This window comes from Paenibacillus camerounensis, from assembly GCF_000723885.1.
Taxonomy (GTDB): Bacteria; Bacillota; Bacilli; order Paenibacillales; family Paenibacillaceae; genus Paenibacillus_AQ; species Paenibacillus_AQ camerounensis.
Map to the genome: position 1 here is coordinate 65,050 of NZ_CCDG010000007.1, position 24,557 is coordinate 89,606.

Annotated in this window: 22 protein-coding genes; 14 read left to right on the forward strand and 8 right to left on the reverse strand. The window is 51.4% G+C overall.

Annotation, left to right across the window (positions count from 1 at the left end):
* Nucleotides 1–9: 9 nt before the first annotated feature.
* From BN3772_RS03075 to BN3772_RS03085, 3 genes are all read left to right on the forward strand, one after another.
* Nucleotides 10–891 (forward strand): carbohydrate ABC transporter permease, encoded by an 882-nt coding sequence (locus BN3772_RS03075; protein ID WP_042181733.1) that lies wholly within the window; start codon nt 10–12, stop codon nt 889–891.
* 61 nt (nt 892–952) lie between these two features.
* Nucleotides 953–2,545 carry an ABC transporter substrate-binding protein gene (locus BN3772_RS03080; protein ID WP_042196541.1) on the forward strand — a complete coding sequence of 531 codons (1,593 nt, stop codon included), beginning with the start codon at nt 953–955 and terminating at the stop codon, nt 2,543–2,545.
* Nucleotides 2,546–3,012: 467 nt separating this feature from the next.
* Nucleotides 3,013–3,480 carry a hypothetical protein gene (locus BN3772_RS03085; protein ID WP_042196543.1) on the forward strand — a complete coding sequence of 156 codons (468 nt, stop codon included), beginning with the start codon at nt 3,013–3,015 and terminating at the stop codon, nt 3,478–3,480.
* Nucleotides 3,481–3,511: 31 nt separating this feature from the next.
* Here BN3772_RS03085 and BN3772_RS03090 read toward each other — a convergent pair whose 3' ends face one another.
* Both BN3772_RS03090 and BN3772_RS03100 read right to left on the reverse strand, forming a co-directional pair.
* Nucleotides 3,512–4,090, reverse strand: a complete 579-nt coding sequence (locus BN3772_RS03090) for a class I SAM-dependent methyltransferase (RefSeq protein WP_042196545.1) — start codon at nt 4,088–4,090, stop codon at nt 3,512–3,514.
* Between the two features lie 495 nt (nt 4,091–4,585).
* A complete protein-coding gene (locus BN3772_RS03100; protein WP_052380355.1) occupies nt 4,586–8,113 on the reverse strand; it encodes a cellulose binding domain-containing protein in 3,528 nt (1,175 codons plus the stop codon).
* A gap of 274 nt (nt 8,114–8,387) precedes the next feature.
* On the opposite strand from BN3772_RS03100, the gene BN3772_RS03105 reads away from it, so the two are divergent.
* The 3 genes from BN3772_RS03105 to BN3772_RS03115 all read left to right on the forward strand — a co-directional run bounded on the left by BN3772_RS03105 (nt 8,388) and on the right by BN3772_RS03115 (nt 10,860).
* Entirely contained in the window at nt 8,388–8,966 is a 579-nt protein-coding gene (locus BN3772_RS03105; protein WP_042196549.1) for a sigma-70 family RNA polymerase sigma factor, read from the forward strand.
* Nucleotides 8,956–9,930: a hypothetical protein gene (locus BN3772_RS03110; protein ID WP_042196551.1), complete on the forward strand. Its 975-nt coding sequence runs from the start codon at nt 8,956–8,958 to the stop codon at nt 9,928–9,930. The genes BN3772_RS03105 and BN3772_RS03110 overlap by 11 nt, the downstream gene beginning before the upstream one ends.
* Before the next feature lie 90 nt (nt 9,931–10,020).
* Nucleotides 10,021–10,860, forward strand: coding sequence for a hypothetical protein (locus BN3772_RS03115; protein ID WP_042196553.1), 840 nt, complete (start codon nt 10,021–10,023; stop codon nt 10,858–10,860).
* Between the two features lie 67 nt (nt 10,861–10,927).
* On the opposite strand, the gene BN3772_RS03120 is transcribed toward BN3772_RS03115, so the two are convergent.
* Nucleotides 10,928–11,464: a MerR family transcriptional regulator gene (locus BN3772_RS03120; protein WP_052380356.1), complete on the reverse strand. Its 537-nt coding sequence runs from the start codon at nt 11,462–11,464 to the stop codon at nt 10,928–10,930.
* Nucleotides 11,465–11,780: 316 nt separating this feature from the next.
* Nucleotides 11,781–12,491: an SDR family NAD(P)-dependent oxidoreductase gene (locus tag BN3772_RS03125; RefSeq protein WP_042196555.1), complete on the reverse strand. Its 711-nt coding sequence runs from the start codon at nt 12,489–12,491 to the stop codon at nt 11,781–11,783.
* 103 nt (nt 12,492–12,594) lie between these two features.
* On the opposite strand from BN3772_RS03125, the gene BN3772_RS03130 reads away from it, so the two are divergent.
* Together BN3772_RS03130 and BN3772_RS30500 are read left to right on the forward strand one after the other, a co-directional pair.
* On the forward strand, nt 12,595–12,954 hold the full coding sequence (locus BN3772_RS03130) for a MerR family transcriptional regulator (protein ID WP_042196556.1): 360 nt from the start codon (nt 12,595–12,597) through the stop codon (nt 12,952–12,954).
* An 84-nt stretch (nt 12,955–13,038) separates the two neighbouring features.
* Nucleotides 13,039–13,188, forward strand: a complete 150-nt coding sequence (locus BN3772_RS30500) for a hypothetical protein (protein WP_157643532.1) — start codon at nt 13,039–13,041, stop codon at nt 13,186–13,188.
* Between the two features lie 65 nt (nt 13,189–13,253).
* On the opposite strand, the gene BN3772_RS03135 is transcribed toward BN3772_RS30500, so the two are convergent.
* A complete protein-coding gene (locus BN3772_RS03135; protein ID WP_042196558.1) occupies nt 13,254–14,873 on the reverse strand; it encodes a copper amine oxidase N-terminal domain-containing protein in 1,620 nt (539 codons plus the stop codon).
* Nucleotides 14,874–15,023: 150 nt separating this feature from the next.
* On the opposite strand from BN3772_RS03135, the gene BN3772_RS03140 reads away from it, so the two are divergent.
* The 3 genes from BN3772_RS03140 to BN3772_RS03150 are packed head-to-tail and all read left to right on the forward strand — an operon-like array spanning nt 15,024 to nt 17,575.
* Nucleotides 15,024–15,605 carry an RNA polymerase sigma factor gene (locus BN3772_RS03140; RefSeq protein ID WP_042196560.1) on the forward strand — a complete coding sequence of 194 codons (582 nt, stop codon included), beginning with the start codon at nt 15,024–15,026 and terminating at the stop codon, nt 15,603–15,605.
* Nucleotides 15,598–16,401, forward strand: coding sequence for an anti-sigma factor (locus tag BN3772_RS03145; RefSeq protein WP_042196562.1), 804 nt, complete (start codon nt 15,598–15,600; stop codon nt 16,399–16,401). The genes BN3772_RS03140 and BN3772_RS03145 overlap by 8 nt, the downstream gene beginning before the upstream one ends.
* Before the next feature lie 34 nt (nt 16,402–16,435).
* Nucleotides 16,436–17,575: an SGNH/GDSL hydrolase family protein gene (locus BN3772_RS03150; RefSeq protein ID WP_042196564.1), complete on the forward strand. Its 1,140-nt coding sequence runs from the start codon at nt 16,436–16,438 to the stop codon at nt 17,573–17,575.
* Nucleotides 17,576–17,651: 76 nt separating this feature from the next.
* Here the strand turns inward: BN3772_RS03150 and BN3772_RS03155 are convergent, their stop codons facing one another.
* The 3 genes from BN3772_RS03155 to BN3772_RS03165 form a co-directional block, all read right to left on the reverse strand.
* Nucleotides 17,652–18,431, reverse strand: coding sequence for a sporulation protein (locus BN3772_RS03155; RefSeq protein WP_042196566.1), 780 nt, complete (start codon nt 18,429–18,431; stop codon nt 17,652–17,654).
* A gap of 87 nt (nt 18,432–18,518) precedes the next feature.
* Entirely contained in the window at nt 18,519–19,850 is a 1,332-nt protein-coding gene (locus BN3772_RS03160) for a sensor histidine kinase (protein WP_042196569.1), read from the reverse strand.
* Nucleotides 19,850–20,527, reverse strand: coding sequence for a response regulator transcription factor (locus BN3772_RS03165; protein WP_042196571.1), 678 nt, complete (start codon nt 20,525–20,527; stop codon nt 19,850–19,852). The genes BN3772_RS03160 and BN3772_RS03165 overlap by 1 nt, the downstream gene beginning before the upstream one ends.
* A gap of 281 nt (nt 20,528–20,808) precedes the next feature.
* Here BN3772_RS03165 and BN3772_RS03170 point away from each other — a divergent pair, with 281 nt between their 5' ends.
* Genes BN3772_RS03170 through BN3772_RS03180 form a run of 3 tightly spaced genes read left to right on the forward strand, consistent with a single transcriptional unit; the run spans nt 20,809 to nt 24,509 of the window.
* A complete protein-coding gene (locus tag BN3772_RS03170; RefSeq protein WP_042196573.1) occupies nt 20,809–21,552 on the forward strand; it encodes a polyphosphate polymerase domain-containing protein in 744 nt (247 codons plus the stop codon).
* Complete coding sequence (locus tag BN3772_RS03175; protein ID WP_042196575.1) at nt 21,545–22,228, forward strand: DUF4956 domain-containing protein; 684 nt, start codon at nt 21,545–21,547, stop codon at nt 22,226–22,228. The genes BN3772_RS03170 and BN3772_RS03175 overlap by 8 nt, the downstream gene beginning before the upstream one ends.
* 25 nt (nt 22,229–22,253) lie before the next feature.
* The gene (locus BN3772_RS03180) at nt 22,254–24,509 is read left to right on the forward strand and encodes a carbohydrate-binding domain-containing protein (RefSeq protein ID WP_042196578.1); all 2,256 of its coding nucleotides are present in this window, start codon (nt 22,254–22,256) and stop codon (nt 24,507–24,509) included.
* The last annotated feature ends 48 nt before the right edge of the window (nt 24,510–24,557 follow it).

Here is a 24,557-nt window from a genome sequence, read left to right on the forward strand (position 1 = left end):
GGTAACGATATGAAGCAGCTTGACCGTAAAATTTTCTCAGCCATAGGTTATGTTTCACTAATCCTTCTCGCCGTGCTATGTATCTTCCCGTTCATTCTGGTCGTCTCCTCATCCCTGACCGAAGAGACCAAAATCGTAACGGACGGCTATCAGTTTATACCGACGGCCTTCTCCACTGAGGCTTACAGCATTCTTTTCAAATACCCGCAGGAAATGATTAATGCTTATCTGGTGACTATCGGGGTTACGGTGACCGGCACTCTGCTGGGGCTGTTCCTGACCTCGATGACCGCTTACGCGCTGTCCCGCAGGGATTTCAAATGGCGTAATAAGTTTTCGTTCTTCTTCTTCTTCACTACCCTGTTCAGCGGCGGACTCGTTCCTTGGTACCTGCTGATCGTTAACTATCTCGATATGAAGGATACACCGATGGCTCTGATTGTGCCGATGATGCTGAATGTGTTCTATATTATCGTCATGAAGTCTTTTATGAGCAGTATCCCGGAAGCCATTGTGGAATCGGCCAAAATTGACGGCGCCGGCGACTTCAAGATTTATGTCCGCCTGATCCTGCCGCTGTCCAAGCCTGCACTGGCTACGATTGGTCTGTTTCTCGCTCTGGCTTACTGGAATGACTGGTACAATGCGCTGCTGTTCATCTCCAATGAGAATCTGATGCCGCTCCAGTACTATTTATACAAAATGCTGGGCAACATGGACGGTATGCGGAAGGCAATGATGGGTGCAGGTGCTGTTGTGACCACGTCCATTCCGACCGAAAGTCTCAAAATGGCGATGACGGTTGTAGCCACAGGCCCGATTTTGCTGGCTTATCCGTTCGTGCAGCGGTATTTCGTCCAAGGTCTAACGATTGGTGCTGTCAAAGGATGAACCCGGAGTTATCCGGTTTATCAATAGATTTCATATTCAACTACAAGGGGGAAGGCTTGAGATGCTGAAAAGAAATAGAATGATGCTGCTGGCGCTCGTTTTAACCTTCGTTACAATTCTAAGTGCGTGCGGCGGAGGCAATAACAATGCCAATGCACCGGCTGAGCCTACTAATAACGCGTCAGAGGCAGGCGGCAGCACGGATACCGGGACTGCAACAGATCCTGCAGCTTCGGGTGCTATCGATACTTCTAAAGAAGTGAAGCTCAAAATGATTTTTGTCGGCCCTAAGCCGGTCGATTATGACAGCGTGTTCGCAGAAATCAATAAAGTGCTGAAGGAAAAAATTAATGCCACAATCGATGGCGAGTTCCTGGACTGGTCTGACTGGGCACAGAAATATCCGCTGAAGCTGGCGGCGAACGAGGATTTCGACCTGATCTATTCGGCGAACTGGGCCGGCTACAATGACCAGTCTCTGAAGGGCGGCTTCCTGGAGCTGACCGACGAGCTGCTGAACAAGTACATGCCGGAGACTATGAAGGTTATGCCGCAGGTAAGCTGGGATCAGGCCAAGGTGAACGGCAAGCTGTACATGGTTCCGCAGAACAGAGGAGAGTCTGTTGAAAAGCTGATTCTCTACCGCGAAGATCTGCGTAAAAAGTACAATCTGCCGGAGATCAACAGCCCTGAGTCCTATGCGACTTACCTGAAAACTATTGCCCAGAACGAAAAGGGCGTTGCCCCGTTCACTCCGGAGACCGGAGACTGGAAATATCATAACCTGGACCGCGTTCTGCTGAAGCAGCAGAATGAATGGAATATGTTCGATCTCGACCTGCCTTTCGCCTTCAAGCTGGATGATCCGACAGGTAAAGTATTCAACGTCTATGAAACACCGGAATTCAAGGACCTGCTGGTGTACTACAAGGATCTCGCCGACAATAACGCCTGGTCCAAGAACGTGCTGAACAGCAAAAACGATCATCAGGCTGACTTCAAAGCAGGAAAAACGGCTTCGATAACGCACAACAATGGTACGCTGGGTGCCCTCATGGCCCTGATGCGCCAGGAAAATTCCCCTTACGAGGTAGCACTGGCCGACATCAACCAGGGTAAGAAAAAATCGATCGCTATCTCGACACAGAACGGTACATCCATCCATGCAACCTCCAAAAATGTGGAGCGCTCCCTGATGATGATCGACCTGATGCAAAATGACAAGCAGCTTCACGACCTGATCATGTACGGAATCAACGGCGTGCACTACGAGCCGGTTGGTGACAACAAATACAAAGCGCTTGAGAAGAACCCGAACTATACCGGCTTCTCCAACTGGAACTTCAACTCGCCGTTGAACCGCGACAATGAAGCCTTCCCGCAGGAAGCTTCCGATCTGGTTAACAGCTGGGAATCCAGCGTGTACCACTATGATCTGGAAACCTTCGTGTTCGACAACAGCAAAGTGAAGACAGAAATCGCTAACGTCGGCAACGTGATGCTGCGCTACGCCATTCCGCTGGAATACGGCGTAATCGAAGACATCGACAAAGGCCTGGCTGAGCTGAACAAGCAGCTGCAATCCGCAGGTCTTGAGAAGATCCAGACCGAGCTGCAGGCACAGATTGATGCATTCCTGGCGAACAAGAAATAGTGTGTTTGTAAAAGAGCAGAGCAGCGGTCTCCCTTTATTGGGGGACGCTGCTCTGTTTTTTTGTGCGGGTGGCGAGATGGAGCAGGTGGGTAGCAAGCGGGCACTTGCGCAGAAGGGGCATTTAGCAACTGCAGCACCCGGGGTGCTCTAACGGGGCATTTGTAGCAGCTGTAGCGTATGGGATGCTCTAACAGACCCAGGAGTCGTTCTTTGCTGATTTACCGGCGTTTGGACATTCTAACGGAATCAGATGACGATATTTAGCCAAAAATGCGCCCATAAGGGTGAATACGGAGAAAATAACGCCGCTGGAGTCCGTTAAACCTGCCGGTAGACTGAAATTGCGAGAATGAGGTCTGCTAAGTCCGTTAGGATGTATTGGCTGCGAGGAGGTTAGCGATTAGAATGAAATTAGCGGGTTTGGAGCATTTTGGGAGTTCAAATCATTTTATTCGCTAGGGGGAGCCATGTTTAACCGACAGACCGATTATGATTTTAGGATATACTCATCCGATAGAGCGTCATACATCACCTTTTATCTTGAACAGTACATGCATGAACGGTTACCCAGTGTGGCTTGCAGTATTGAGGTTGTAAATAATAAGTTTATTGGTTGTAGTCTTAATATCTGGTTCGAGCTGGAGCAGCTTCAGCGTTTTGTTCATGAGCTGGAACACTTGGATACGTTAGAACATGCAGACCTAAATGCAATGTCGCCCGAGGAGTTGAAGATCTCGGTTAAGCGTACGAATAAAAGGGGTGACGTTGCGATCCTGCATTCACTTACCAAATACCAATATAGCTTAGGCTTGCCTGACACAACCCTGTCCGGAGGGTTTGTGTTTGACAAGGAATATCATATGGACTTGGTTGAGGATTTCAAACGGCTAATCTCGGTTGGCAGGTTAGGCACCAATCTGGACTTTACCTGCTGAACGCACTCAGCTGGGAGATTGATAAAAGCCTCTAATACCGGTATACATAAACCTTAGTCCGCAGACGGTCCTTGCAGGTAATAACGCGCACAGGCTGCCTGTCCGGCAAGGCAAAACAGACGCTGATTACCGTCGCGCCTTGCGGCAGCTGCTGCCTGAACTTCTCTGCCAGACGCACCATGGCTCCCGGAAACAGGTAACAGAGCACGATGTCGGCATTCCTGTAAGAGTAGTTATAAATATCCCCTCGCGTAAAAACAACCCGTTTGCGCAGCTCCTCCCCGGCACCCTTGTCCGGCAGCATGCGGGTGTACAATAGGGTAAGCAGCCTGGAGAACACCAGGGGAATGCCGGAATTCTCGATTCCGGTCAGCCGCTTGCCGGGACAACGGCGGATCACCTCCAGCCCCAGCGTTCCCCAGCCGGACCCGGCTTCAATTATATTGCCGTAGCCCCGAATCCGCTGTACCTCTGCGGCCACTGCCAGCCGGACAGGACCGGAGGCGGGCATCGGCGAGATCCCGTTCTTCCAGCTTATGAGCACAATCCAGAGTACGGACAGCAGGAGGGCGAATGTAATTATCCAGGAAATGATTTCAATGATGGGCATAGGGCTCCTTTGTAGCTTGCTTTTTGTCCAATTATAGAATATATCACTTATCACCAGTATAACAAATAAGCCCTTGGCGGCCTGTCTAACAGACTGCCAAGGGCTTATAGATTACAACAAACCGGACTTACCTGTAAATAAAATAAAGAAATGCTGAGGCCTCTAAAGCATACAGTGGCAGCATTGTCAGCAGCTGGCCCAGTGCCAGTAGCTTGCCTGCTCCCCTGCTGTTATGGGTTACAGCGTATTCCCGGGCAATCGTATGATTTGGGAAAATGAGCAGCATTGTCGCCGGAAATGGTGCGACAGCTGCCAGAATTACACCCGTAGCTGTATCACTGAGATGATAGGACAATCCGAATGCCATGAGCGGCAGGATAATTCCAAAGACTGCGATACCCCATACTAAGGTAGCGGCAGATAAATACCAGAACTTCAGATGGATTCTAAAAAATAGTCTAAAATAGTCGGACAGTTAGATCATTCCTCCCCTGCTTAGTTGATATATGAGGTATTCGGATATTGCAGGGAAGGATCATCATGGAACAGCGTAATCGCATGTAAACCTGAAAAATCATAATTCCCAAACGTAAACCAGGTTTTGTTTGCTGCGATTACGTTACCGTCTTTATCCTGCGCCGTCCAGGGTCCAATATCATTTCCTATGCGCTTAAATAACGTACTTATTCCTAATCCTCCGCCAACCAAATCATAGTTATAAGAGTAATTATTCAAATTAGGCTTAAGATCGCTCAGTACATTAGGACTAAGCAGAGAGTAATATACAATTTTATTATAGCCTAGTGCATTAAAGGTGGCTGAATGCTCAGGCTCTTGAATATCTGTTTTGAAAATGTGATGATTACGGGCATAAATTTTGTACAATACGTCCTGAGCGATTCTTCCTCCCAGAGAGTGCCCGGAGAGGTAGAACTCCGCATTCGGATAATCCTTAAGCAGCTTTTTATATTCGGTAAAAGCGTAGTCAGACTGGGAAGTGAATTTGGATAATCCTCCTGAAAGATCTGCATCTAGGAGATCATGTCCCCAATCGGCAGAGGGCTCTGTTCCCCGGAAGGACAATATAATTGCATCAGGTTTTCCTGTCCGAGGCAGCTTGACTGCTATTGTACCCAAGCCATGATCAAATACTGCGAAAGGATTGAGTGCATCCCAGGTTTCATTCATAAATCCGGAGTCGTTGGCGTTAATAATTTTCCAGTCCTTAAGCGTCTGGGCATCATCCTTTTCCAGATTGTCGAAGATAGTCCCGCTGTTTATGACATTGCCTACCGTTTTGGTTTTCTTGGATTCCAGGTTGGTGTAGCTAAGTCCCGCTGTCAGCGCCAATGTACGATCGGTGATATTGTAAGTCATTGGCTGAGGATCTTTGTTATCTCTGATGCTGTCTCCGTCGCTGTCAGCATTCAGCGGGTTGGATACCATAAGGAAGTAGCCATTTTGATAGATAAGTTCCGCTCCGTCTTTAACCCCATCCCCATCGGTATCTGCCTTTTGGTAATCAGTATAAATCCAGCCAACATTGGTCCGCACGCCTCTTTTCTCGTGGTAATCGGAAAGGCCATCATTATCGGTATCCTTGCCAAGATCTACTGTCTCCTGTGAAGTCTGCTCAAAAACTTCACCCAAATCGGCATTAGTTGATGCATGATAATACTTGCCGCCTGTTCCTGCTGCAATCTGCTTAAGCAGGGTTTCATCCATATCATAGCCCAGCCCGATGGTGAAGACAACAATCCCCAGATCGGCAGCCTGCTTCGTCAGTGCTGTATTGTAATCACCTACGCCGTCGGTCAGCAGAATAACATATTTGGTTTTGGAGTTATTATTCTTAAGCTGGTTTATGGCTGCCGTCATTCCTGCGGTCAGACTTGTTCCTCCTGAGTCGTCAATCCGGTCGATTGCATTCTTAATGGTTGTTTTATTATCAGTAAGTGGTGCAAGCACTGTAGCTGAGCTGTCGAAGTCAATTACTGCTGCCTTGTCGTTGTCATCGAGTTTATCCACAAATTCTTTGGCTGTAACCTTGCGGAGACCGCTCGGATCATTCCACGACATGCTCCCGGAAGAGTCAATGGCAAAGCCGATAACAAGCTCTACATTTTCGATATCTCCCTCATGTGGAGGCTTCATTTCCTTTGCCCAAACCTCATCCAGGCTTTTTTTGTTCAGCAGAATATAAGTGGAGAAATGTTCAACTGTCGCTGATATAGTCCCGTCTGTCTGATTGGTGGTCTGATTCGGTACATACTCCAGCATTTTAGTTGTCTCATTGAAATAGTAAATGGCTGGTGTAAAGCTAGAATCAGCAAATTTGTCCGGAGAAACAGTGAATTGAATAGTGGCGGTGTCAAAGGTCCCAGCAGAACGGAACTCATAGGGAGCACCAATGTATCCCGGAACCTCAGCGTTCAGGTAAGGATTTCCGTCGCCGGCATTTGTGATGGATATCAGCCCGGCGTTTGCTCCACTGGTCTCAACTGTTGCTGATGCTTCAACCTGTGCGTCCTTATCCGCTTCGGCCACCTCTACCTGCACGGAGATTTGCTCATCTCCGTCCTTTATTCCATCCTGATCAGTGTCTGCTGCCTTTGGATCTGTTCCATAGGCAATCTCATATCCGTCCAAAAATCCGTCACCATCTGTATCTTCATTATTCGGGTCCGTCAGATATAAATGAACCTCATCGCCGTCGCTTAAATCGTCTACATCAGTATCTGCAACCCAGGCAAGCGTACCCAGACTCATTTCTTCCAGGTTGGTCAGCCCGTCATGATCAAAATCCTCCTGGTCATCTGTAATCCCGTTACTGTCGCTATCTGCCAGTAAAGGGCTAGTATACAGCTTCATAATCTCTTCACCGTCGGTCAGGCCATCGCCGTCGGTGTCGGCGAGGCTGCTGTTGGTTCCGTAGTAGCTCTCCTCCAGATCCGTTATTCCGTCTCCGTCTGAATCTTTTGTATCGGGGTTCAGCACACCGCTACCTTCCTCGGTGACATATACTTTCACTTCATTAGAAGCGAGGCTAGTTCCCAGGCTGTCCCGGGCTATGACCTGATAGCTGTATATGCCGGGATCATTGATACTGCTGTCTTCATAGGAAGTAGCTGCAGGAAGGTCTGTAATCTGTAAATAAGCGGCTTCTTCCGATTTTCTCATAATACTGAACTTGGATGCGTCCGGGTCTGCGTTCCAGGAAAGGATGAAATGTCCTGCCTGATTAGTGGTAATGGCAAGAGCCGGGGCTTCGGTTAGTTTATCCTGAAGTGCCCCGTATTTTAGAACGGAAATATTCTCCGGCTTCGAGGACACTGTGCCCGGGCTTCCCCGAAAACCTAAAGTCAGCGATTGTCCTGGACCGATAATTGCGTTGTAGCCTGCATTTTTAACAATATAATGGTTGTCGTTGTTACTCAGCATTTCTGCCGTCCAAAACTGCTCGATTGTACGATCAAAATCAAACTCTAGTACCCAGTCCTCAATCGGACTGTAGGTTAGATTGGTAACAGTAACTTCTCCATTAAATGCCTGGCCCCAATCACTTGTGACCTTAAAGTCTATATTATATTCTGCCGGTGCAGCGTGCTGCTGCTGGCTGACCATTTCATAATTTGACGGCCCCTCTGTTACACTCCCGGGGGTACCGCTGAACCCCAAATCGATTCGTTGCCCTGGCCCAATGTCGGCATTCCACTCTTTATTCTTAATAACGTAATGATTACCGTCATGCTGGACAATATCGGCTGTCCAAAATGCAGAGATAGAGCCGCTGTAATCAAACGCTAAGGACCAATTCTCAATAGCGGAGGTTCCCGTATTGATAATCGAAAGCTGGCCATTATAGCCGCTTCCCCAATCAGAAATGACCTGGAATTCCACGTCAAATCCGTTTCCGCTAAATGTTGCAACATCCGGAATCCCCTGTGCCGATGCCCGGACAGGCAACCCGGGAAAAAGTAGTAATAAGCATAAAAAGAGTGATAAGAGCCGTTTTAATTTCAATCAGACTTCCTCCTAAAATATGTATTTGTTGCTAATGTAGCACATATATAGGATTTTAATATAGAGAGAAAAATCACTAGCAGGGTTATTATACTAATTATATTTTGATACCGGGCAGGAGTTTCTCAGCTTTTGTGCCTCAGCCGATGAACTCACTGCCAGACCCCGGCATCACGCATGGTGGGACTGAGCAATAATAAATTTCAACCCCTTTGAACCTTTTGAACCCCAGCGGACCAATATCCGTTGTAACGCCTGAATGGAGGCCGGTCCTATGAAGGATTTAGATTTACACCCATGGCTTATCCGGATGAGCCAGGGCGAGGAAGAAGCATTCCAGTTTGTATATGAAGCTACACGGGATCACGCGTACCGCTTCATCAGCTACCTTGCGCCCCGCCAGCAGGATGCGGGAGATATTATGAGTGAGGTCTACCTTGAGCTATACAGAAGCGTGCATACGTATGATCCGCAGCAAAACTTTGGCGCATGGTTCAGCGGTCTGATGATCAGGCAGGTGCGGAACTGGAAGCGGCGGGAATGGCGTCTTTTTCGGATCACGGAAAAGCTGAAGCTCAGCACCGGCAGGTCTGCAGACCCGGCGGCTGAACAGCCGTTCACTGCTCTGGATGACCAGCTGGAACTGCTTCCGCTGCTCCAGACGCTGCCGCTTAAGCTCAGGGAGGTTATCGTACTCCGCTATTATCAGGATTGTCCGCTGACGGAAATTGCCGTGCTGCTGAAGGTTCCGTTAGGTACCGTCAAATCGAGGCATCATCATGCGCTTAAGCAGTTACGCCGCCGGTTCGCTGAGCAGGGTATGGAAAAGGAGGGTGATGGCTTTGTCTATTGAGCAGCAGCTGACAAAGGAGTTCAAGCACGATTCCCGGAGAAGCCCGGAGGGCCTTAATAACCGGATTACGGCGGAATACAGGCAGCAGATGATGCAGCAAAGGGGAGTCTCATTTATGTCCAGGAAAAGAAAAAAGTCCGTATATCTCTTAACTGCTCTTATTGTGGTAATGCTGTGCGGCTTCGGTTATGCCGGCAGCAGGCTGCTGTATTCTTATGAAGGCAAGCTGTCCGTCAGTAACCGGACGGAGCAGCAGCTGCAGTTCAAGCAGGAGGATGTGGCGGCAATCCGCGGTGAGCTGAAAAAGGTACAAGAACAGCTAAAACCCGGAGAGTCGGCGGTCGTATATCTTCGTGATTTTGACCTTACTGTCGGGGAGACACCGATCATTTATGGTATCAATAACCCGGTGAAGGTACCGGCAGAAGAATGGAGAACGTTGCTTCAGCAGCAGGGAGTTCAGGAAAAGCTTCCAGACAACCTGCTTGGAACCTATAGCCTTGAAGAAGGGATGGAGGCCTCCCCTTTTCAAGTCGCTTTGGGGATTGGTGCCGACTCCATTTTTGATGAGCTGAAGACTGAAGGTACGGCTTCAGGAAGTGAGATGCTGTGGCGCCTCACTGACACAGCCAATGATTTTATGGATACCTACACGTCAGTCTACCGGAATGCATCCAATGATACGATCTACGTTACCTGGCAAATTGCCGGGGAAGATGTAAATCCTGCGATCCTCCAGCTGAGCCCGCCCGGGATAACCGCTGAAGATGCCGCGATCGGCGGACTGACTGCACATTATCTCAAGAATGACCAGTCGCTGTTCGGACAGAGCAGTATCCACCAGGATGTGACCTGGATTAGCGAAGCCGGGAATCAGGGGATTGCCTATCATGTACAGACTGATTCTGCAGTGGTGACGAAAGAGCAGCTGATTAAGGCAGCTGAGAGTTTAGTGCAGAAGTAATATAATGAAAGCTTGGACCCGAATGATGGGGTTCAGGCTCTTTTTTTTTTAATTCAATATAACCAAATTCATATAAAGAGGATGTGCACTATGAATCAGGCAGAACAGCTTCATACCCTCGCAAGGCGTTACTGCATGATTATGTCCCGGTATTGGGGGAGAACCTATTCACGGCTGATGAATGCCGGAAGGGACAGGACAGAAGACGGGGGCTACACGTTAGAAGCGGAAAAGCTGTTCCCCCGTTATTTAGTGCTGGATGCGATCCTTGCCCAGCTCGAACAGTCTGACGGAACAGAATTTGCGGCTATGGAAGAAGCGCATAAGAACATTCTATCGGCTGTCTGGAACGCCCAGAGCCTGTTTACCGAGAATAAAGAGGGGATATTTCAGCAGACTGCGGCGGCTGAGCGGCAAGCGTTAGCGGATTATTTGGATAGAAAAGCTGTGGAAGGAAAAGTGGGCGTATCTAAGCTGCCTTACCGGCGCACCTTGTCAAAGGTAGAGCGGACCTTACTGTGGGAGGACCTGAGGGAAAAGTGGGGTATCCGTGATTTGTGGTACCCGCTCTCTGATGCCAAGACGGCGGACATAGAAGCTTTTATGGCTGACTATTTTGCGGCAGAGGTGGGGATTGAGGCACTTAAGGCAATATTAAGTGCCCAAGGGATAAAGCGGATTTTTGAGCTGCGGGAGTTCGATCATTCACCGGAGTATCAGCTTGATATAGAAGGATTTAACCCGGCTTACTCAATCAACGGCGAGGGCTACTGGTTTGCTGCCGATATGGACTGGGTCATCTATGCTTCGCATGAGAATTCGATCACGATAGCGGGTGAGTGGCTGTTAGACAGGACAAAGAAGATCTGGCCGGGCTGGGAAGAACGCCGATGGCTGGATTGGCAGGAGCGGCTGCGGCGCGGGCTCTGATATGTGGCAGATAAGAAAATAAAAGCCTGAGCCCGGCAATGCCTTACCGGACCCAGGCCTGTACAGCCTACAGAGAGAAAAAAGTGCGCAGCAGCCCGCGCTTCTTGGGCGGGGTTTTGAGCTTCATAGCGGCAAGGGGATGCAGCTCCTCATAGGCAGCAGCTGCCTGAAGCCGCGGCTGCTGAATGCTCTCAATAGATACGGCGAGCTGCTGGATCATCCGCCGCAGCTCCTCAAGCTCCTGGCGCTGCTGAAGCAACTGCACGGAGACCACCTCGTCAGCCTTCTGGTCGAGCGAGCGCTCAATACGGACGAGCCTGGACCAGACCTCCTGCATAGGGGGCTCCGTTACGGGTAATGCCCGGATAATAGGCACCGGCTCTGCCTGCAGCTGATTCTCGGCCAGCGTAATGCTGTCCAGTGATTCCCTCTGCTCAAGCCGATCTTTAATGAATTTAAGCAGGCTGACCTCCTGCGTGGTGAATATATAATGACCGTACCGGTCCTTGGGAAAGCTGGCAGGGAACATCGCGGCCCAGCGTTTGATCGTGGTCTGGCTGACGGACAATTGCTCTGCAGCTTCCTTTGTTTTAAACATTTCCATTTTCCATTCCTCCGCTTCGGTATTTGGTGATATACCTATTCGCTCCCCAGAAGCGACTCCCTGCACGGCTGACAAAGGTGGTGCCGGTTCGCTAAACAAAGTGGTATTGCGAGCAAAGCCGAGATTAGCAGCGCCTTATGATTCTACATAAAGCGGCCGGATTTTGCTTTTTTTTTAATAGAATCAGACCCCGATCTTCACCTGAGCAGCATTACAGGCGATAAATTGAGCGCTCCTTAGATAAGATTAAATTCGCAGATAATAGCAAAAGCGATTCTAATTATTTTATCAGAGGCGTTCAGCCATTTATATGATTTTACCAGGCGTAAATTCCATTCACATCCAGAAACTCCCCGTTATGCCGCTTGCCGTCGGTGGCGTAGCCGACAATAATAGCTGCTCCCGCTTCCTTGGACTTGCCGCCCTCGGCGTTGTGGTTCAGGTCGGTTTTCGTAAATCCCGGGGTAACGGCAAAGACCTGAGCGCTGGTGTCTCTTAGCTCTATAGCCATTGCGGTGGTCATTGCGTTGCTGGCTGTTTTGGAGGCATTATAGTCGAAGCAGTTCAGCGGATATTCCGTATGCTGCATGAATTGCAAGGAAGCCATGTCGGTTGATACGTTGATGATCGATCCCTCATTCTGTTTAATTAGGGGCAGCAGCAGCTGGTTTAACCGGAAGGTACCGAAGAAGTTCACCTCAAAGGCCTGCCGCAGGTCCTCCTCACGGGTAGTGCTAAAAGAGCTGGAGAAGGCCCCCGGCATACCGGCATTGTTAATCAGGAGCGTCAGATCAGCGTAACGCGATTGAATCGTAGCGGCAGCCTGTGCGATACTGTGCGGATTCGTCATATCCAGCTGCAACAGCTCCACATCCAGCCCCTGGCCGGTTAATTCGGCAACTGCCGCCTCGCCCCGTTCCGTACTGCGTGATCCGAGCACCACCTTCCATCCCGCTGAGCCAAGCTGTCTGGCGGTTTCGAGTCCGATTCCTTTGTTCGCACCTGTTACCAAAGCTGTTTTAATCATGATTATTATCCTTCTTTCTGTTAAGGGGTATCTATCTATAATTTGAAGCTTAATATGCTACACTAAGTGTAGGTCAACAATGAATTTTTGGGAGGCAGGCAGCATGTTTACAATAGGACAGATTGCGAAGAGGGTAGGGCTGAACATCGGGGCGATCCGCTTTTATGAACGTAAGGGGCTTCTGGAGCCGGCGGTACGCAATGAGCAGAATAACCGGCTGTACAGTGAAGAGGATATCGGCTGGCTGGAGTTCCTGAAATGTCTGCGGGAAACGGGGATGAGTGTGGAGGAGATTAAGCGGTATTACGATATGGTTAAGACGGGGACATCAACCCTGCCGGAGAGAACCCGGATGATTGAGGAGCAGAAGCAGGTGCTGCTGGATGACATCGAGAAAAAGAAGGCGCAGCTCGTTCATCTGGAGCATAAGCTTGAGCGTTATTATCGCGGAGAGAACTACTAAAAATCTTAGCTTTCTGTTCATTCCAGAGAGGCGACAACAGGCAACGAGGCTGCTCTGAAGGAAGTCCAGGAGTCTATCCGTAAGATGGAGTACGAAATCAGCCAGATTTCCGCTTCGGCGGCAGAACAGGCTTCCCTGGTTGAAGCTTTTACCCAGGTGATTGAGCGGCTGCATCTGTCCAGTGAGAAAATGCTGGGTGTGTCGGGCAGACTGATTGAATACTCGGTGGAATAAGCTTATAAGCAATAAAGGGCCATCCCGGCACGGGATGGCCCTTTATTTTTGCTTAAACTAATTCATTAATGGCTATGCTCCGCCGCTGCGGCAGCCGCTGCCATTGCTTTCGTCAGGGTAACCGTTCCATCAGCAGGGGCATAGTTCACCTTCCAGCCGAGCAGCTCGGCGATGAACCGGACCGGAACCTGCACGCGGCCGCTGTCCAGGAAGACCGGGGCTCCAATGTTCTTACGCTCCCCGTTCAGCTCCATGTAGGACTGTCCGGCCCAGAACACCGCGGTATTGTCACCGTCCATGATCCAGAGTGTTTTCTTGGCATTATCCCAGGTAACCTTGACGCCGATGGCTTCACCAAGGTAACGCAGCGGAATGAAGAGACTGCCGTTTTTCATGACCGGAGTAACATCCATCTGGCTGGTCATACCGTTAACCGTTACAGCTTTGCTGCCTTTTTTCATTGAGATGGTTGTCATTTCTCCGGCAGCAGCTGAAGTCAATCCGTGGAACTTGTCCGGGAATTGGGCAACAATGCCGCCCGTCAGCTCGCTTGCGGTCATGAACATATGGGAATAGGCAGTGCGCTCAAGGTTGTAAGCATTGGCATAATCTTTATTTACATAGCTGTTAAAGGTATCAAGGAGGTGGCCGATATGCATTTTCAGGCCTTCTGCAATGGCTGCTGTTTCGAAATAGGCCGGATTTGCTGCATTGAAAAATACGGCCTGCTTCATCCGGTAATCCTCGAGTTCGGCAACAGCCTGTCTGCGTCCGGCTTCGTCTTTAGCGGCTGTAGCTTTTACATAGTCTACAAAATATCCGATATGGGAAGACCAGATGGGCTTGAAGGCGTCGCCGGCTGCTGCGCCGTATACGGAGGCAATCGCCGCAGACAGGTCATCCGTGTTGCTGTTCAGGGCAGCTGCTGCTGCGGTGAAGTCCGGAGCACCGTCGATGCCTTTTTGCATGGCGAGTGCTGCCAGTGTGGCATGCTCACCCAGCAATTGTCCCAGTCCAGCGCGCAGGTCAATACCCGGTGATGTTGTGGTGCCTGCAGGGAACTTGGCAGGGAACTGGGCCTGAATGCCGGCAGCCAGTGATTTGGCTGTCATGAACATATGTGCATAGGCAGTCCGTGTATCCTCGTAGGCAGCCGTATAATCTTTATTAACATAGCTGTTGAAGGCGTCCAGCAGATGGGTGATATGCATTTTCAGCCCGTCTGCAAGGGCAGCCGTTTCAAAATAGGCCGGGTTGGCATTGTGGAAGAATTCCGCCTGCTTCATCCGGTAGCCGTCTAGTTCGGCAACCGCCTTCTGCCGTCCGGCCTCATCTTTGGCAGCGGTCGCTTTCACATAGTCTACAAAATATCCGATATGGGAGGACCAGATCGGCTTGAATGCCTCGCCGGCGGCACTGCCGTATACCGAAGCAATCGCGGCGGACAGGTCATCTGTGTTCTTGCCGAGTGCGGCGGCGGCATCATTGAAATCTGCAGCACCGTCGTAGCCCTTTTGCATCGCAATTACGGCCAGCAGGGCATGCTCACCCAGCAGCTCACCAAGAGCCGTCTGCAATTCCGGTGCAGCACCATTCGTATCCACCTCGTGGGCATTTGCAAGTGCGGGTATAAATAAACTCAGGCAAAGCATTAAGATGGCCAGCTTACTGTGCAGCTTTTTCATTTGTGTTCACTCCTTCATTCAAAGTTGAGCCGCTAATCAAAAGCGGTTATACTCAGTGGAACGTAAGTATTCTGAAGTTGGATCACTTTTTAGAATATAAATTTTAAAATACTATATATCCAACTACGCTGGGGAAATGGGGGGGAACAATTGAACGAAGTCGCTGACGACGTACAATTAATGCAGCAGATCAGGCAAAAGGACCCGGATGCCCTCGAAAAGCTCTATGACCGGTACGAGCAGATGATCTACAGCTTTGCCTACCGGATTGTGAAGGATTCAATGGCCGCCGAGGAAGTCATGCAGGAATTATTTATGCGGATCTGGAAAAATGCGGAGCAGTATGACTCTGCTAAGGGCAAGCTGCCGACCTGGATGTTTACGGTTACACGCAATATTGCGATTGACCAGCTGCGCAAGACGAATTCACGGCCTGCGCAGCAGTCCGCAGATTCAGAGGAAGTACAGCAGCTCCGTGACACCGGGGCAATGACTGAGGATATGGTAGAAATGCTGCTGGCGGGGGAACAGGTAAGAGAAGCCTTGCTGGAGCTGAGCAGGGATCAGCAGCAGGTGGTAGATCTTATCTATTATCAGGGGCTTACGCAGCAAGAGGCAGCGTATCATGTGGCTGTTCCATTGGGTACAGTTAAGAGCAGGGTGAGGCTGGCTATGAGGCAGCTGCAGAAGCGGTTAATCCATTGGGGAAGGAGGGATCAGGCTCATGACTGAGGAGAATACAGATTTGTGTGAATGGGCTGAATTGTATGCGCTGGGCGCACTTCAGGATGATGAAATGGAGCGGTTCGAGGTTCATTTACAGGAATGCCCTGAATGTGAGAAACTGGTAAAAGAATACCGCCAGGTAATTGAGCTGCTCCCTCTTGCTTCCGAGCCTGTTCAGCCGCCTTCAGGCATGAAGAAACGTATTTTGTCCCGGGTAACCGAAGCCGAGGCTACGGTGCAGAAGGCTCGGGATCCTGTAAGCGCGGTGCCGGAACCTGTCCGGACAGAGCGGGAAACTACAGTGAAGACTGTACCTGTACCCCGCAAGAAGCCGCTCCTGCGTTATCTCAGCGCAGGGCTTGCAGCAGCGGTTGTCGGACTGCTCATCTATACAGGCCAGCTGCGCCAGGATATCGGTCAGCTGCAGCGCCAGGCAGATATCAGCGCCGGGCAGCTTCAGGAAGCCAAGGTGAATGAAGCGGTTGTGCTGAGTCCGTCGGCAGCGGAAGCTGATGCCAAAGGACTGGCAACCATTATTGCTGACAACGGCGGTACGCATCTTGTCGTACAAGCGGAGGGGCTGCCGGAGCTTACAGGAACTGAAGTCTACCAGGTATGGCTGATTAAAGGGGATGTTCCGCAGAATGCGGGCACCTTCGTAGCCCAGGGAGGCAACGGCGCACTGTACTATACCTTTGAGCCGCAGCAGTACGATACGGTTGCCATCACACTGGAGCCGGATGCAGGCGGAGAAACACCAAGAGGACAGATTGTACTGGCGGCACCAATCAAGCAAGGCTAGTTAAGCTTGGGAGAAAGCCGGGAGGAACGTAAGAATGGAAGAGAACGGAAAGCTGCAAGCCACAGCCTTGTCTGAGGTTGCACATCTCAAGGTTCACGGCAGAACAACAGGGAGCCTGTCCCCCCTTACGCTGTTCTGGACTGGCAGCGCAGTTGAATTTAATATCAGGGGATCAGAGCTGTGGATTGAGGCTCATGCTGATTATAATCAGCACGAGCCTTGGATCAGCATGATGATCAACAACGTTCCTGTCAGCAGACAGATGATTACTGCAGGCAGACGCTGGATCTGTGTATTCCGGGGAATGAACGGGAATGCCGTGAAAAACGTCCGGATCGTCAGGGAACTGCAGGCCATGAGCGATGATCCGGGATGTCTGCTGCAGATACATGCGGTTAAGTCCTGCGGGGAATTCCTGCCCGTTGCGGATAAAGCGCTGAAGCTAGAATTCATCGGGGACAGCATTACCTCAGGTGAAGGGGTTATCGGCGCCAAGCCGGAGGAGGACTGGATTCCGGTGTGGTTCAGCGCAACTGTCAACTATACGTCAATGACAGCTGAGTTGCTGGATGCAGACTATCGCGTTATTTCACAGAGCGGCTGGGGGGTGCTGACCAGCTGGGATAACAATCCAAGCCGTAATATTCCCCAGTATTACAGCCAGGTATGCGGTCTGCTGGGCGGAGAGCGCAATGAGGCGCTTGGCGCGCTGCAGATCAATGACTTTGATGCCTGGCAGCCGGATGCAGTGGTCATCAATCTGGGCACCAATGACGGCGGCGCCTTCTATTCACCGGAATGGAATGATCCGCTCAGCGGCAAGGCCTATAAGCAGCGGCTTAACGAAGACGGCTCCTTTAATGAGCACGATCTGGAGGCTTTCGAGCAGGCGGCAGAAGCCTTTCTTGTGAAGCTCAGATACTACAATCCGCAGGCTCAGCTGGTTTGGGCGTACGGCATGCTGGGGACTTCGATGATGCCGGCAATCTGCCGTGCTGTGGACCGCTATGTAAGCAGATCAGGAGACAAGAGAGCGTCCGTGTTTCAGCTGCCTGATATGACCCCGGAAAGCACCGGCGCACGAAGCCATCCGGGGAGATTAGCACACGAGCAGGCGGCTCAGGCGTTAAGCAGTTATTTAAAAGAGCTGCTGCAGCACGTTGTTTATAAATGAACAGGCGGACCCGATTATAAAAAAAACAGGCTGAGCGGATACTAATCCGCCCAGCCTGTTTCTATTAAAAAGTCCGTTATGCGTATTTGTTGATCGTCGCGAGCAGCTGATCGGCAACATGGCCGGTGCCTGCTGCCAGGTGGGCACGGTCGAGCCGCAGCCGCACGAATTTCTCATCGGCATCAAGCGCTTCAGCCAACAGCCCGGATAAGCCGCGCGCCTTGCGGTCGATCTGCAGCAGCAGCTCAACACCCTGCTCATCCGGATAGAACATGATTTCCAGCTCATCCAGCCGTTCGCGGAATTGGCTGGAAGGCTGGAATTCAAATTCCTGGACGAAGGGGAGTCCGTTTCTTTTGCCGTAATAAGGAGCGTGTTCACAGCTGACCTCGCGGAGCCGGAAGCCGAGCTGGGCTGCAGCATCCAGGACAAGTGCCGAATGCGGATGAGGCAGCACCTGGAGATAATCCTCGTCCTTCGGGTCGACGGCTTCTTTGATATCAAGTCCGGTATGAATCCATACCGGAGTTCTGCCCATGGTCACAGGAGTTACGGGCGGAAGCTGGAAGGATACCGGGAACTCATAGACCTGCTCCGCTTCCACGGTGAAGCCGGAGGCCAGCAGGAACTTGGCAATGGTAGCCTCTACATGGCTCTTGGAATCGTTATGCTCCTTCACGTAACGGGTCTTGACGAAGGCATACACATCATCCACCTTCTGATCCACACGTCCGCCCTGGATGCGGACAATACCGCTGAGTGTATCCCCGGCTTTTACTACATCCTGATGAAGCATGAGGTTTACTTCAGCGGCGCCGATTCCGGCGCTTGCGAGCATTCTTTTGAACATGGACATGCTGTGAATCTCCTCCTTATCGGTAATAACTCTGATACGGAGGCATCCTCCACCTGGTTTCAGCCATCTATTTAAAATTCGAAATAATTAAGACAGCTGCACATAAAATGTAGCCGATTCGCCGACCGTGCTTTTGGCATAGAGCTTGCCTTTATGCTGCTGCTCGACAATGGACCTCGCGATGGCGAGGCCAAGGCCGTAGCCACCCTGCTTGCGGGCCCGGGAGGTATCCGTGCGGTAGAACCGGTCAAAGATCCGGGTGAGATGCTCGGCGGCAATTCCTTCGCCGGTATTGGTGACGGACAGCAGCACGTCGTTATGCTGCTTGTGCAGAGACAGGGTGACTTCACCCTTCGGTCCGGTATACTTGACGGCATTGTCCAGCAGGATCATGACAACCTGCTTGATCTGCTCGCTGTTGCCGTGCACGGTTAGATTAGGCTCGATGTCATATTCAAGCGCGACATTCTTCTCAAAGATGACGGCTTCCATCGTCAGGATAATATTCTCGACCGCTTCGCTGATGTTGAAGGGGGCATGAACCATCCCGGTGCGGGAATCATCCATTTCGGTCAGATAGAGCAGGTCACTCGTCAGCTTAGCCATCCGCTCGGTCTCCGATTTAATATAATGCAGCCATTTGGACTGCTCCAGAATCGTATCCTCGGGATTTGACAGCAGCACATCGGTATTCGTATTGATAATGGCCAGCGGCGTCTTCAGCTCATGAGAGGCATCCGCAATGAACTGCTTCTGCTTATCAAAGGCCTCCTGCACCGGCTTAATGGAGCGGTTCGCAAAGTAGCGGCTGGTGAAATACAGAATGATCAGCATCGCGATACCGACAACCGAGAAGATATAGACCATGTTCGTGAGAATCTTCTGCTGGGAGGTGATGTCCAGGAAAACAAGCATATGCCCGTCGGCGGTCGGCTTGGTTTCAAACGCCCAGAGGCTCCCGTCCAGCTCAAATCTTCCGGTTGTTTTATTCATGTCAACAGCGGTCTGCAGCGCCTGGGCATAGAATTCATCATCCATGCTGAGCTGTGAGGTTGGCGTACCCGTCTGCTTCCAATCGTTATCGGTCTCAATCATAAAGGAAATCGAACGCTCCGGCGGCGGACTGTCGCCCATCCTTCCGAAGGTGCCGCCGCCGTCCGGGCGCTGTGTTCCGCTGTCTATGGTGCCGTCCGGCGCACCCTCAATCCCGCCGGCAGCTCCGCCGATCATTCCTCCGCCGCGGTGCTCCCCGCTGCCCGGCTTCTGGAAAGCCTCTGTAATCCGCTGAAGATCAAAGCTGATGTCATTTTGCACATTCAGATAGTTGATTGTATAGATGGTAGCGAAGGCGACCAGCATCATCACGGAGATGGTCACCAGATTGACGATCAGGAAGCGGTTTCTGAGCTTTTTGAACATCAGGCATCCACCTCTAGTACATAACCTACACCCCGAAGCGTACTGATCCGCGTAGAAGCGCCGAGAAACGTAAGCTTTTTGCGGAGAAAAGAAATATAGACCTCCACATTGTTATGCTCGGCCTCCGAATCAAAGCCCCACAGCTTCTCAATAATCTGCTCCTTGGAAGTCACCGATTGCTTGCGCACCATCAGCAGCTCCAGCAGCTCGCTTTCCTTCAGGTTCAGCTTCATGTCCTTGCCGCCCACAGTGAGCTTCAGGTTAGCCGTATTCAGCTCCAGATCCCCGAATTTCAGCGCATCATCCGGCAGCACCTCACCCTTGCGGCGCAGCACCGCCCGGATTCTGGCCAGCAGCTCCTCCGAGGAGAAGGGCTTGGCGATATAGTCATCCGCACCGTAATCGAGCCCCGTTACCATGTCGGTCGTGTCCCCTTTGGCCGTCAGGAAAATGACGGGGGTCGGGATACTCTTTTTGCGCAGGGCCCGCAGCAGGCTAATCCCATCCATTTCCGGCATCATGATGTCGAGCAGCAGCAGATCATAAATCCCGCTGAGCGCGTAATCGAGCCCCGTTCTGCCGTCATGTACGGCGTCCGCTGAATAGTTATGCTTTTTCAGAATTTGGGTCACGGCCTCGGCCAGATGCACCTCATCCTCCACTATTAAAATTCTCACCCAGTCATCATCCCCAGTTTAGCTTAATGTCTGCCCTTGTAACTTACGTCATTATAGCAAGATTACCTTTAATCAACCTTAATTGCGGAGACGGAATTCAAAGCTTCTACTATATAGCGGGGGTGATCTTGTGCCGCAGAGGCCCTTTGTAAAGCCGGTGTAAAAAAATTAACGCAATGTAAAATCCATTTAAGATTCATTAAAGGTTTGCCAGCTAAGATACATTCATAGGCAAGCGAGACACACGAAACACTCTAAATTGAGAAAGGATTTGATCCCAGATGGCTATTGAGGTTTTTAACCGCTACGAAAACAAATACCTGTTCGATCATGCAGCCTACCTGAAGCTCTATAACGAACTGCTCGAATATATGGAACCGGATGATTACAACAAACAGCATGAGTTTTATTCCATTACTAATCTGTACTACGACACGCCGAGCAATACGCTGATCCGCAACAGCCTGTCCAAGCCGAAATACAAAGAGAAGCTGCGCCTCCGGGCGTACGGTGTCCCGAATGGCGATTCCAGGGTATACCTGGAGATTAAGAAGAAGGTCTTCGGCCTCGTCAATAAAAGAAGAACCTCGCTCAAGCTGGACGAAGCTTACGAATTTGTCCGCACAGGCATTGCGCCAGAGTACAAGGATTACATGAACAAGCAGGTGGTTGAGGAAATCAAATACTTCCTGAGCTGCTATGATCTGAAGCCGATGGTGTACCTGTCGTATGACCGTAAAGCGCTGTTCTGCAAAAATAACCGGGATCTCCGCATTACCTTTGATACGAATATCAGAAGCCGGCGGTACGACCTGAAGATGGAGCACGGCACACACGGCGAGCAGCTGATGGAGCCGGGCCAGTGGCTGATGGAAGTCAAGGCGGAGAAGACGATTCCGGTCTGGGTGTCCAAAATGCTCTCCGAGCACCAGATGTACCGCACCAGCTTCTCCAAATACGGCAACGAATATAAAAAAATGCTGAGAAACAGCAAAGTAGAAAGCGAGAGTGTATTGTATGCTTGATTCCATTTTTACCGCCGTCTCTGACAGTACGGCTTTAACCTTCGGTAATGCGGTACTGACAATTCTGATCTCCCTGGCGCTGGGTGCGCTAATCAGCTTCACTTATATGAGAACAAGCCCTGCCGGCTATTCGCAAAGCTTCACGCTCACTATGGTGCTGCTGCCGGTCATTGTAGCCATCATCATTCTCTTAATCGGCAGCAACGTAGCCAGAGCGTTCAGCCTCGCCGGAGCATTCTCGATCATCCGCTTCCGCAGCGCGCCCGGCGATCCTAAAGATATCACCTTTGTCCTGTTCACGATGGCCTCGGGCCTCGCCTGCGGCGTCGGCGCCTACGGTTATGCGGTCCTGTTCACCATCATCCTCTGCATCATCATGGTTATCCTGAACCGTACCGGCTTTGGTGTAAGAAAGTCTATGCAAAAAACGCTGAAGGTTACGATTCCTGAGAATCTGGGCTATGAGGAAGCTTTTGACGAAGTATTCAACAAATTCAATGTCGCTTATGAGCTGAAAAAGATCAGAACCACCGAGCTCGGCAGCCTGTACGAGCTGGTGTACAACGTTACTCTTGATGAGCATACGAGCCAGAAGGAATTCCTCGATGCCATCCGCACCCGGAACGGCAATCTGGATCTGTCCCTGACGATGTGCCCTACAACCACGGATTACTAACACAAAATGAAAGGATTGATCAGATATGAGTAAATTTATAATGGCAAGTAAGGCGGGGCTGATCCTGCTGCTCGCAGCTGTCATGTCAGCCTGCGGCACAACCAGCAGTGCTTCGACCCCGTCACCAGCGGCCTCAGCAGCCGTGACTACAGCGGCAGTGACGGGCGGGACTGCGGCAGATGTAGAATTGGCAAGTGTGAAGGCGGCGGATCTCGTCAGCTTTGATGAAGAGGATGTGGCTACAGCCTGGAGCGCTGACAGCGCCACCGCGATTGTGCTAAGTGGAACAAGTAGTACTGTAACCGGCTCGGGAGCAGCGGCTTCCGGCAGCACAGTCACAATCTCAGCCGGCGGAACCTATGTGCTAAGCGGCACACTGAGCGACGGTCAGCTTATTATCGATGTGCAGGATGACAGCAGCGTTCATCTCGTAATGAACGGGGTTACGCTTGCGAACAGCAGCAGCGCACCGGTCTACATCAAGGAAGCCGGCAAGGTCATCATGACGCTGGAAGACGGCACGGTGAACACAGTAACCGATGCGGCAGAATATGTATACCCGGATGCAGCTACAGATGAGCCGAGTGCAGCGATTTTCAGCAAGGCGGATCTGACCATTAATGGCACAGGCACACTGAAGGTTAACGGTAACAACAATGACGGGATTACAAGCAAAGATGATCTGAAAATTGTCTCCGGTACTATTGAAGTAACGGCAGCGGATGACGGTCTGGTCGGTAAAGACCTGGTAGCCGTGCAGGACGGCAGCATTACGATTAAGGCAGAGGGCGACGGCATCAAGTCGACCAATGATGAAGATACCGAGAAGGGCTTCATCGCAATCTCCGGAGGGACCTTTGATATTACAGCTGCCAACGACGGCATTCAGGGTGAAACGGCCCTTGTCATCGACGGCGGCACGTACAAGCTGGTTACCGGTGGCGGCAGTGCGAACGCAGAAGTGAAGACAGGCGATCAAGGCGGCTTCGGTGGAGGCGGCTTTGGCGGAGGCGGCATGGGCGGCGGCGGAATGCGCGGCCAGGCTCCGTCAGCGGACGGAACAACGGGTCAGGCACCGCCGGAAATGCCGACGGGTGATGCAGGAGCCGGCCAAGGGACGCCGCCGGAAATGCCAACAGGTGATGCAGCGAATGGAACAGCGGCAGCTCCTGCAGCAGACAGCAGCAGTACAGCATCTGCCGGCACTGCAACCACTACTGAGACAGAAACAGCCAGCATGAAGGGCTTGAAGGCCGGCGGCGATCTTACCGTTAACGGCGGCAGCTTCACGATCGACTCCGCGGATGATGCGGTGCACAGCAACAGCAGCGTCTCGATTACAGACGGGGAGTTCCAGATTGAGACAGGCGATGACGGTATTCACGCTGACAGTCTGGCTGCCATCTCCGGCGGCACCGTGAATATCACCAAGAGCTATGAAGGCATTGAAGGTGCCAATATCACCATCTCCGGCGGTGACATCGATGTGGTAGCCTCCGATGACGGCGTTAACGCAGCGGGCGGCGATGATACAAATGCCGGACAAACAGCAGGCGGGCAGGACCAGTCCGCAAGCTCCGGCAGCAATACGCTGACAATCACCGGCGGCATACTGACTGTAGATGCTTCAGGCGACGGTCTGGATTCCAACGGCTCGATCACAATGAGCGGCGGCACTGTTACCGTCTACGGACCGACCAATGACGGCAACGGCGGGCTGGACTTTGACGGAACCTTTGAAATCACCGGCGGATATATGATCGTAGCAGGAAGCGCAGGCATGCTTCAGGCACCTGGTGATGCTTCCAGCCAATACTCCATTGCCATGACATTCACAGATTCGCAGGAAGCCGGGCAGCTGGTGAATCTGAAAGACAGTGACGGCAACACCGTTGCTACCTTCGCTCCAACGAAGAGCTATCGGTCGGTTGTAATCAGCTCACCTGACCTGAAAGAAGGCGGCTCCTACACGCTCTCTACCGGCGGAAGCTCTACAGGCACCGCAGTGGACGGCGTATACACGGACGGCACTTACAGCGGCGGCACTGAAGTAGTAAGCTTCGACCTCTCCAGCAGCGTGACCTGGCTGAATGAGTCCGGCGTTACCGAAGCAACCCAGGGCATGGGCGGAGGCGGCAGAGGACAAGGAGGAATGGGCGGTGGAACAAGACCTGACCGCGGAACCGCAGGCAGCGCTGCTCCTGCTGATGCCGGCACTACTGCACCGGCGGACGCTGGCACTACCGCACCAGCCGGAACGGACGGCGAGACTCAGATGTAAGAGCAGCAATCTAAGCCGGACATTCGTTCACTGAACAGCAAAACAGCA

What these genes read in the sequence shown, in the direction of transcription:
- BN3772_RS03145 (WP_042196562.1), top strand. Translation starts at nt 15,598, where the DNA reads ATGACTGAGGAGAATACAGATTTGTGTGAATGGGCTGAATTGTATGCG.
- BN3772_RS30500 (WP_157643532.1), top strand. Translation starts at nt 13,039, where the DNA reads ATGGAGTACGAAATCAGCCAGATTTCCGCTTCGGCGGCAGAACAGGCT.
- BN3772_RS03125 (WP_042196555.1), bottom strand. Translation starts at nt 12,491, where the DNA reads ATGATTAAAACAGCTTTGGTAACAGGTGCGAACAAAGGAATCGGACTC.
- BN3772_RS03105 (WP_042196549.1), top strand. Translation starts at nt 8,388, where the DNA reads ATGAAGGATTTAGATTTACACCCATGGCTTATCCGGATGAGCCAGGGC.
- BN3772_RS03115 (WP_042196553.1), top strand. Translation starts at nt 10,021, where the DNA reads ATGAATCAGGCAGAACAGCTTCATACCCTCGCAAGGCGTTACTGCATG.
- BN3772_RS03085 (WP_042196543.1), top strand. Translation starts at nt 3,013, where the DNA reads ATGTTTAACCGACAGACCGATTATGATTTTAGGATATACTCATCCGAT.
- BN3772_RS03150 (WP_042196564.1), top strand. Translation starts at nt 16,436, where the DNA reads ATGGAAGAGAACGGAAAGCTGCAAGCCACAGCCTTGTCTGAGGTTGCA.
- BN3772_RS03120 (WP_052380356.1), bottom strand. Translation starts at nt 11,464, where the DNA reads ATGGAAATGTTTAAAACAAAGGAAGCTGCAGAGCAATTGTCCGTCAGC.
- BN3772_RS03075 (WP_042181733.1), top strand. Translation starts at nt 10, where the DNA reads ATGAAGCAGCTTGACCGTAAAATTTTCTCAGCCATAGGTTATGTTTCA.
- BN3772_RS03090 (WP_042196545.1), bottom strand. Translation starts at nt 4,090, where the DNA reads ATGCCCATCATTGAAATCATTTCCTGGATAATTACATTCGCCCTCCTG.
- BN3772_RS03170 (WP_042196573.1), top strand. Translation starts at nt 20,809, where the DNA reads ATGGCTATTGAGGTTTTTAACCGCTACGAAAACAAATACCTGTTCGAT.
- BN3772_RS03080 (WP_042196541.1), top strand. Translation starts at nt 953, where the DNA reads ATGCTGAAAAGAAATAGAATGATGCTGCTGGCGCTCGTTTTAACCTTC.
- BN3772_RS03175 (WP_042196575.1), top strand. Translation starts at nt 21,545, where the DNA reads ATGCTTGATTCCATTTTTACCGCCGTCTCTGACAGTACGGCTTTAACC.
- BN3772_RS03160 (WP_042196569.1), bottom strand. Translation starts at nt 19,850, where the DNA reads ATGTTCAAAAAGCTCAGAAACCGCTTCCTGATCGTCAATCTGGTGACC.
- BN3772_RS03155 (WP_042196566.1), bottom strand. Translation starts at nt 18,431, where the DNA reads ATGTCCATGTTCAAAAGAATGCTCGCAAGCGCCGGAATCGGCGCCGCT.
- BN3772_RS03130 (WP_042196556.1), top strand. Translation starts at nt 12,595, where the DNA reads ATGTTTACAATAGGACAGATTGCGAAGAGGGTAGGGCTGAACATCGGG.
- BN3772_RS03180 (WP_042196578.1), top strand. Translation starts at nt 22,254, where the DNA reads ATGAGTAAATTTATAATGGCAAGTAAGGCGGGGCTGATCCTGCTGCTC.
- BN3772_RS03135 (WP_042196558.1), bottom strand. Translation starts at nt 14,873, where the DNA reads ATGAAAAAGCTGCACAGTAAGCTGGCCATCTTAATGCTTTGCCTGAGT.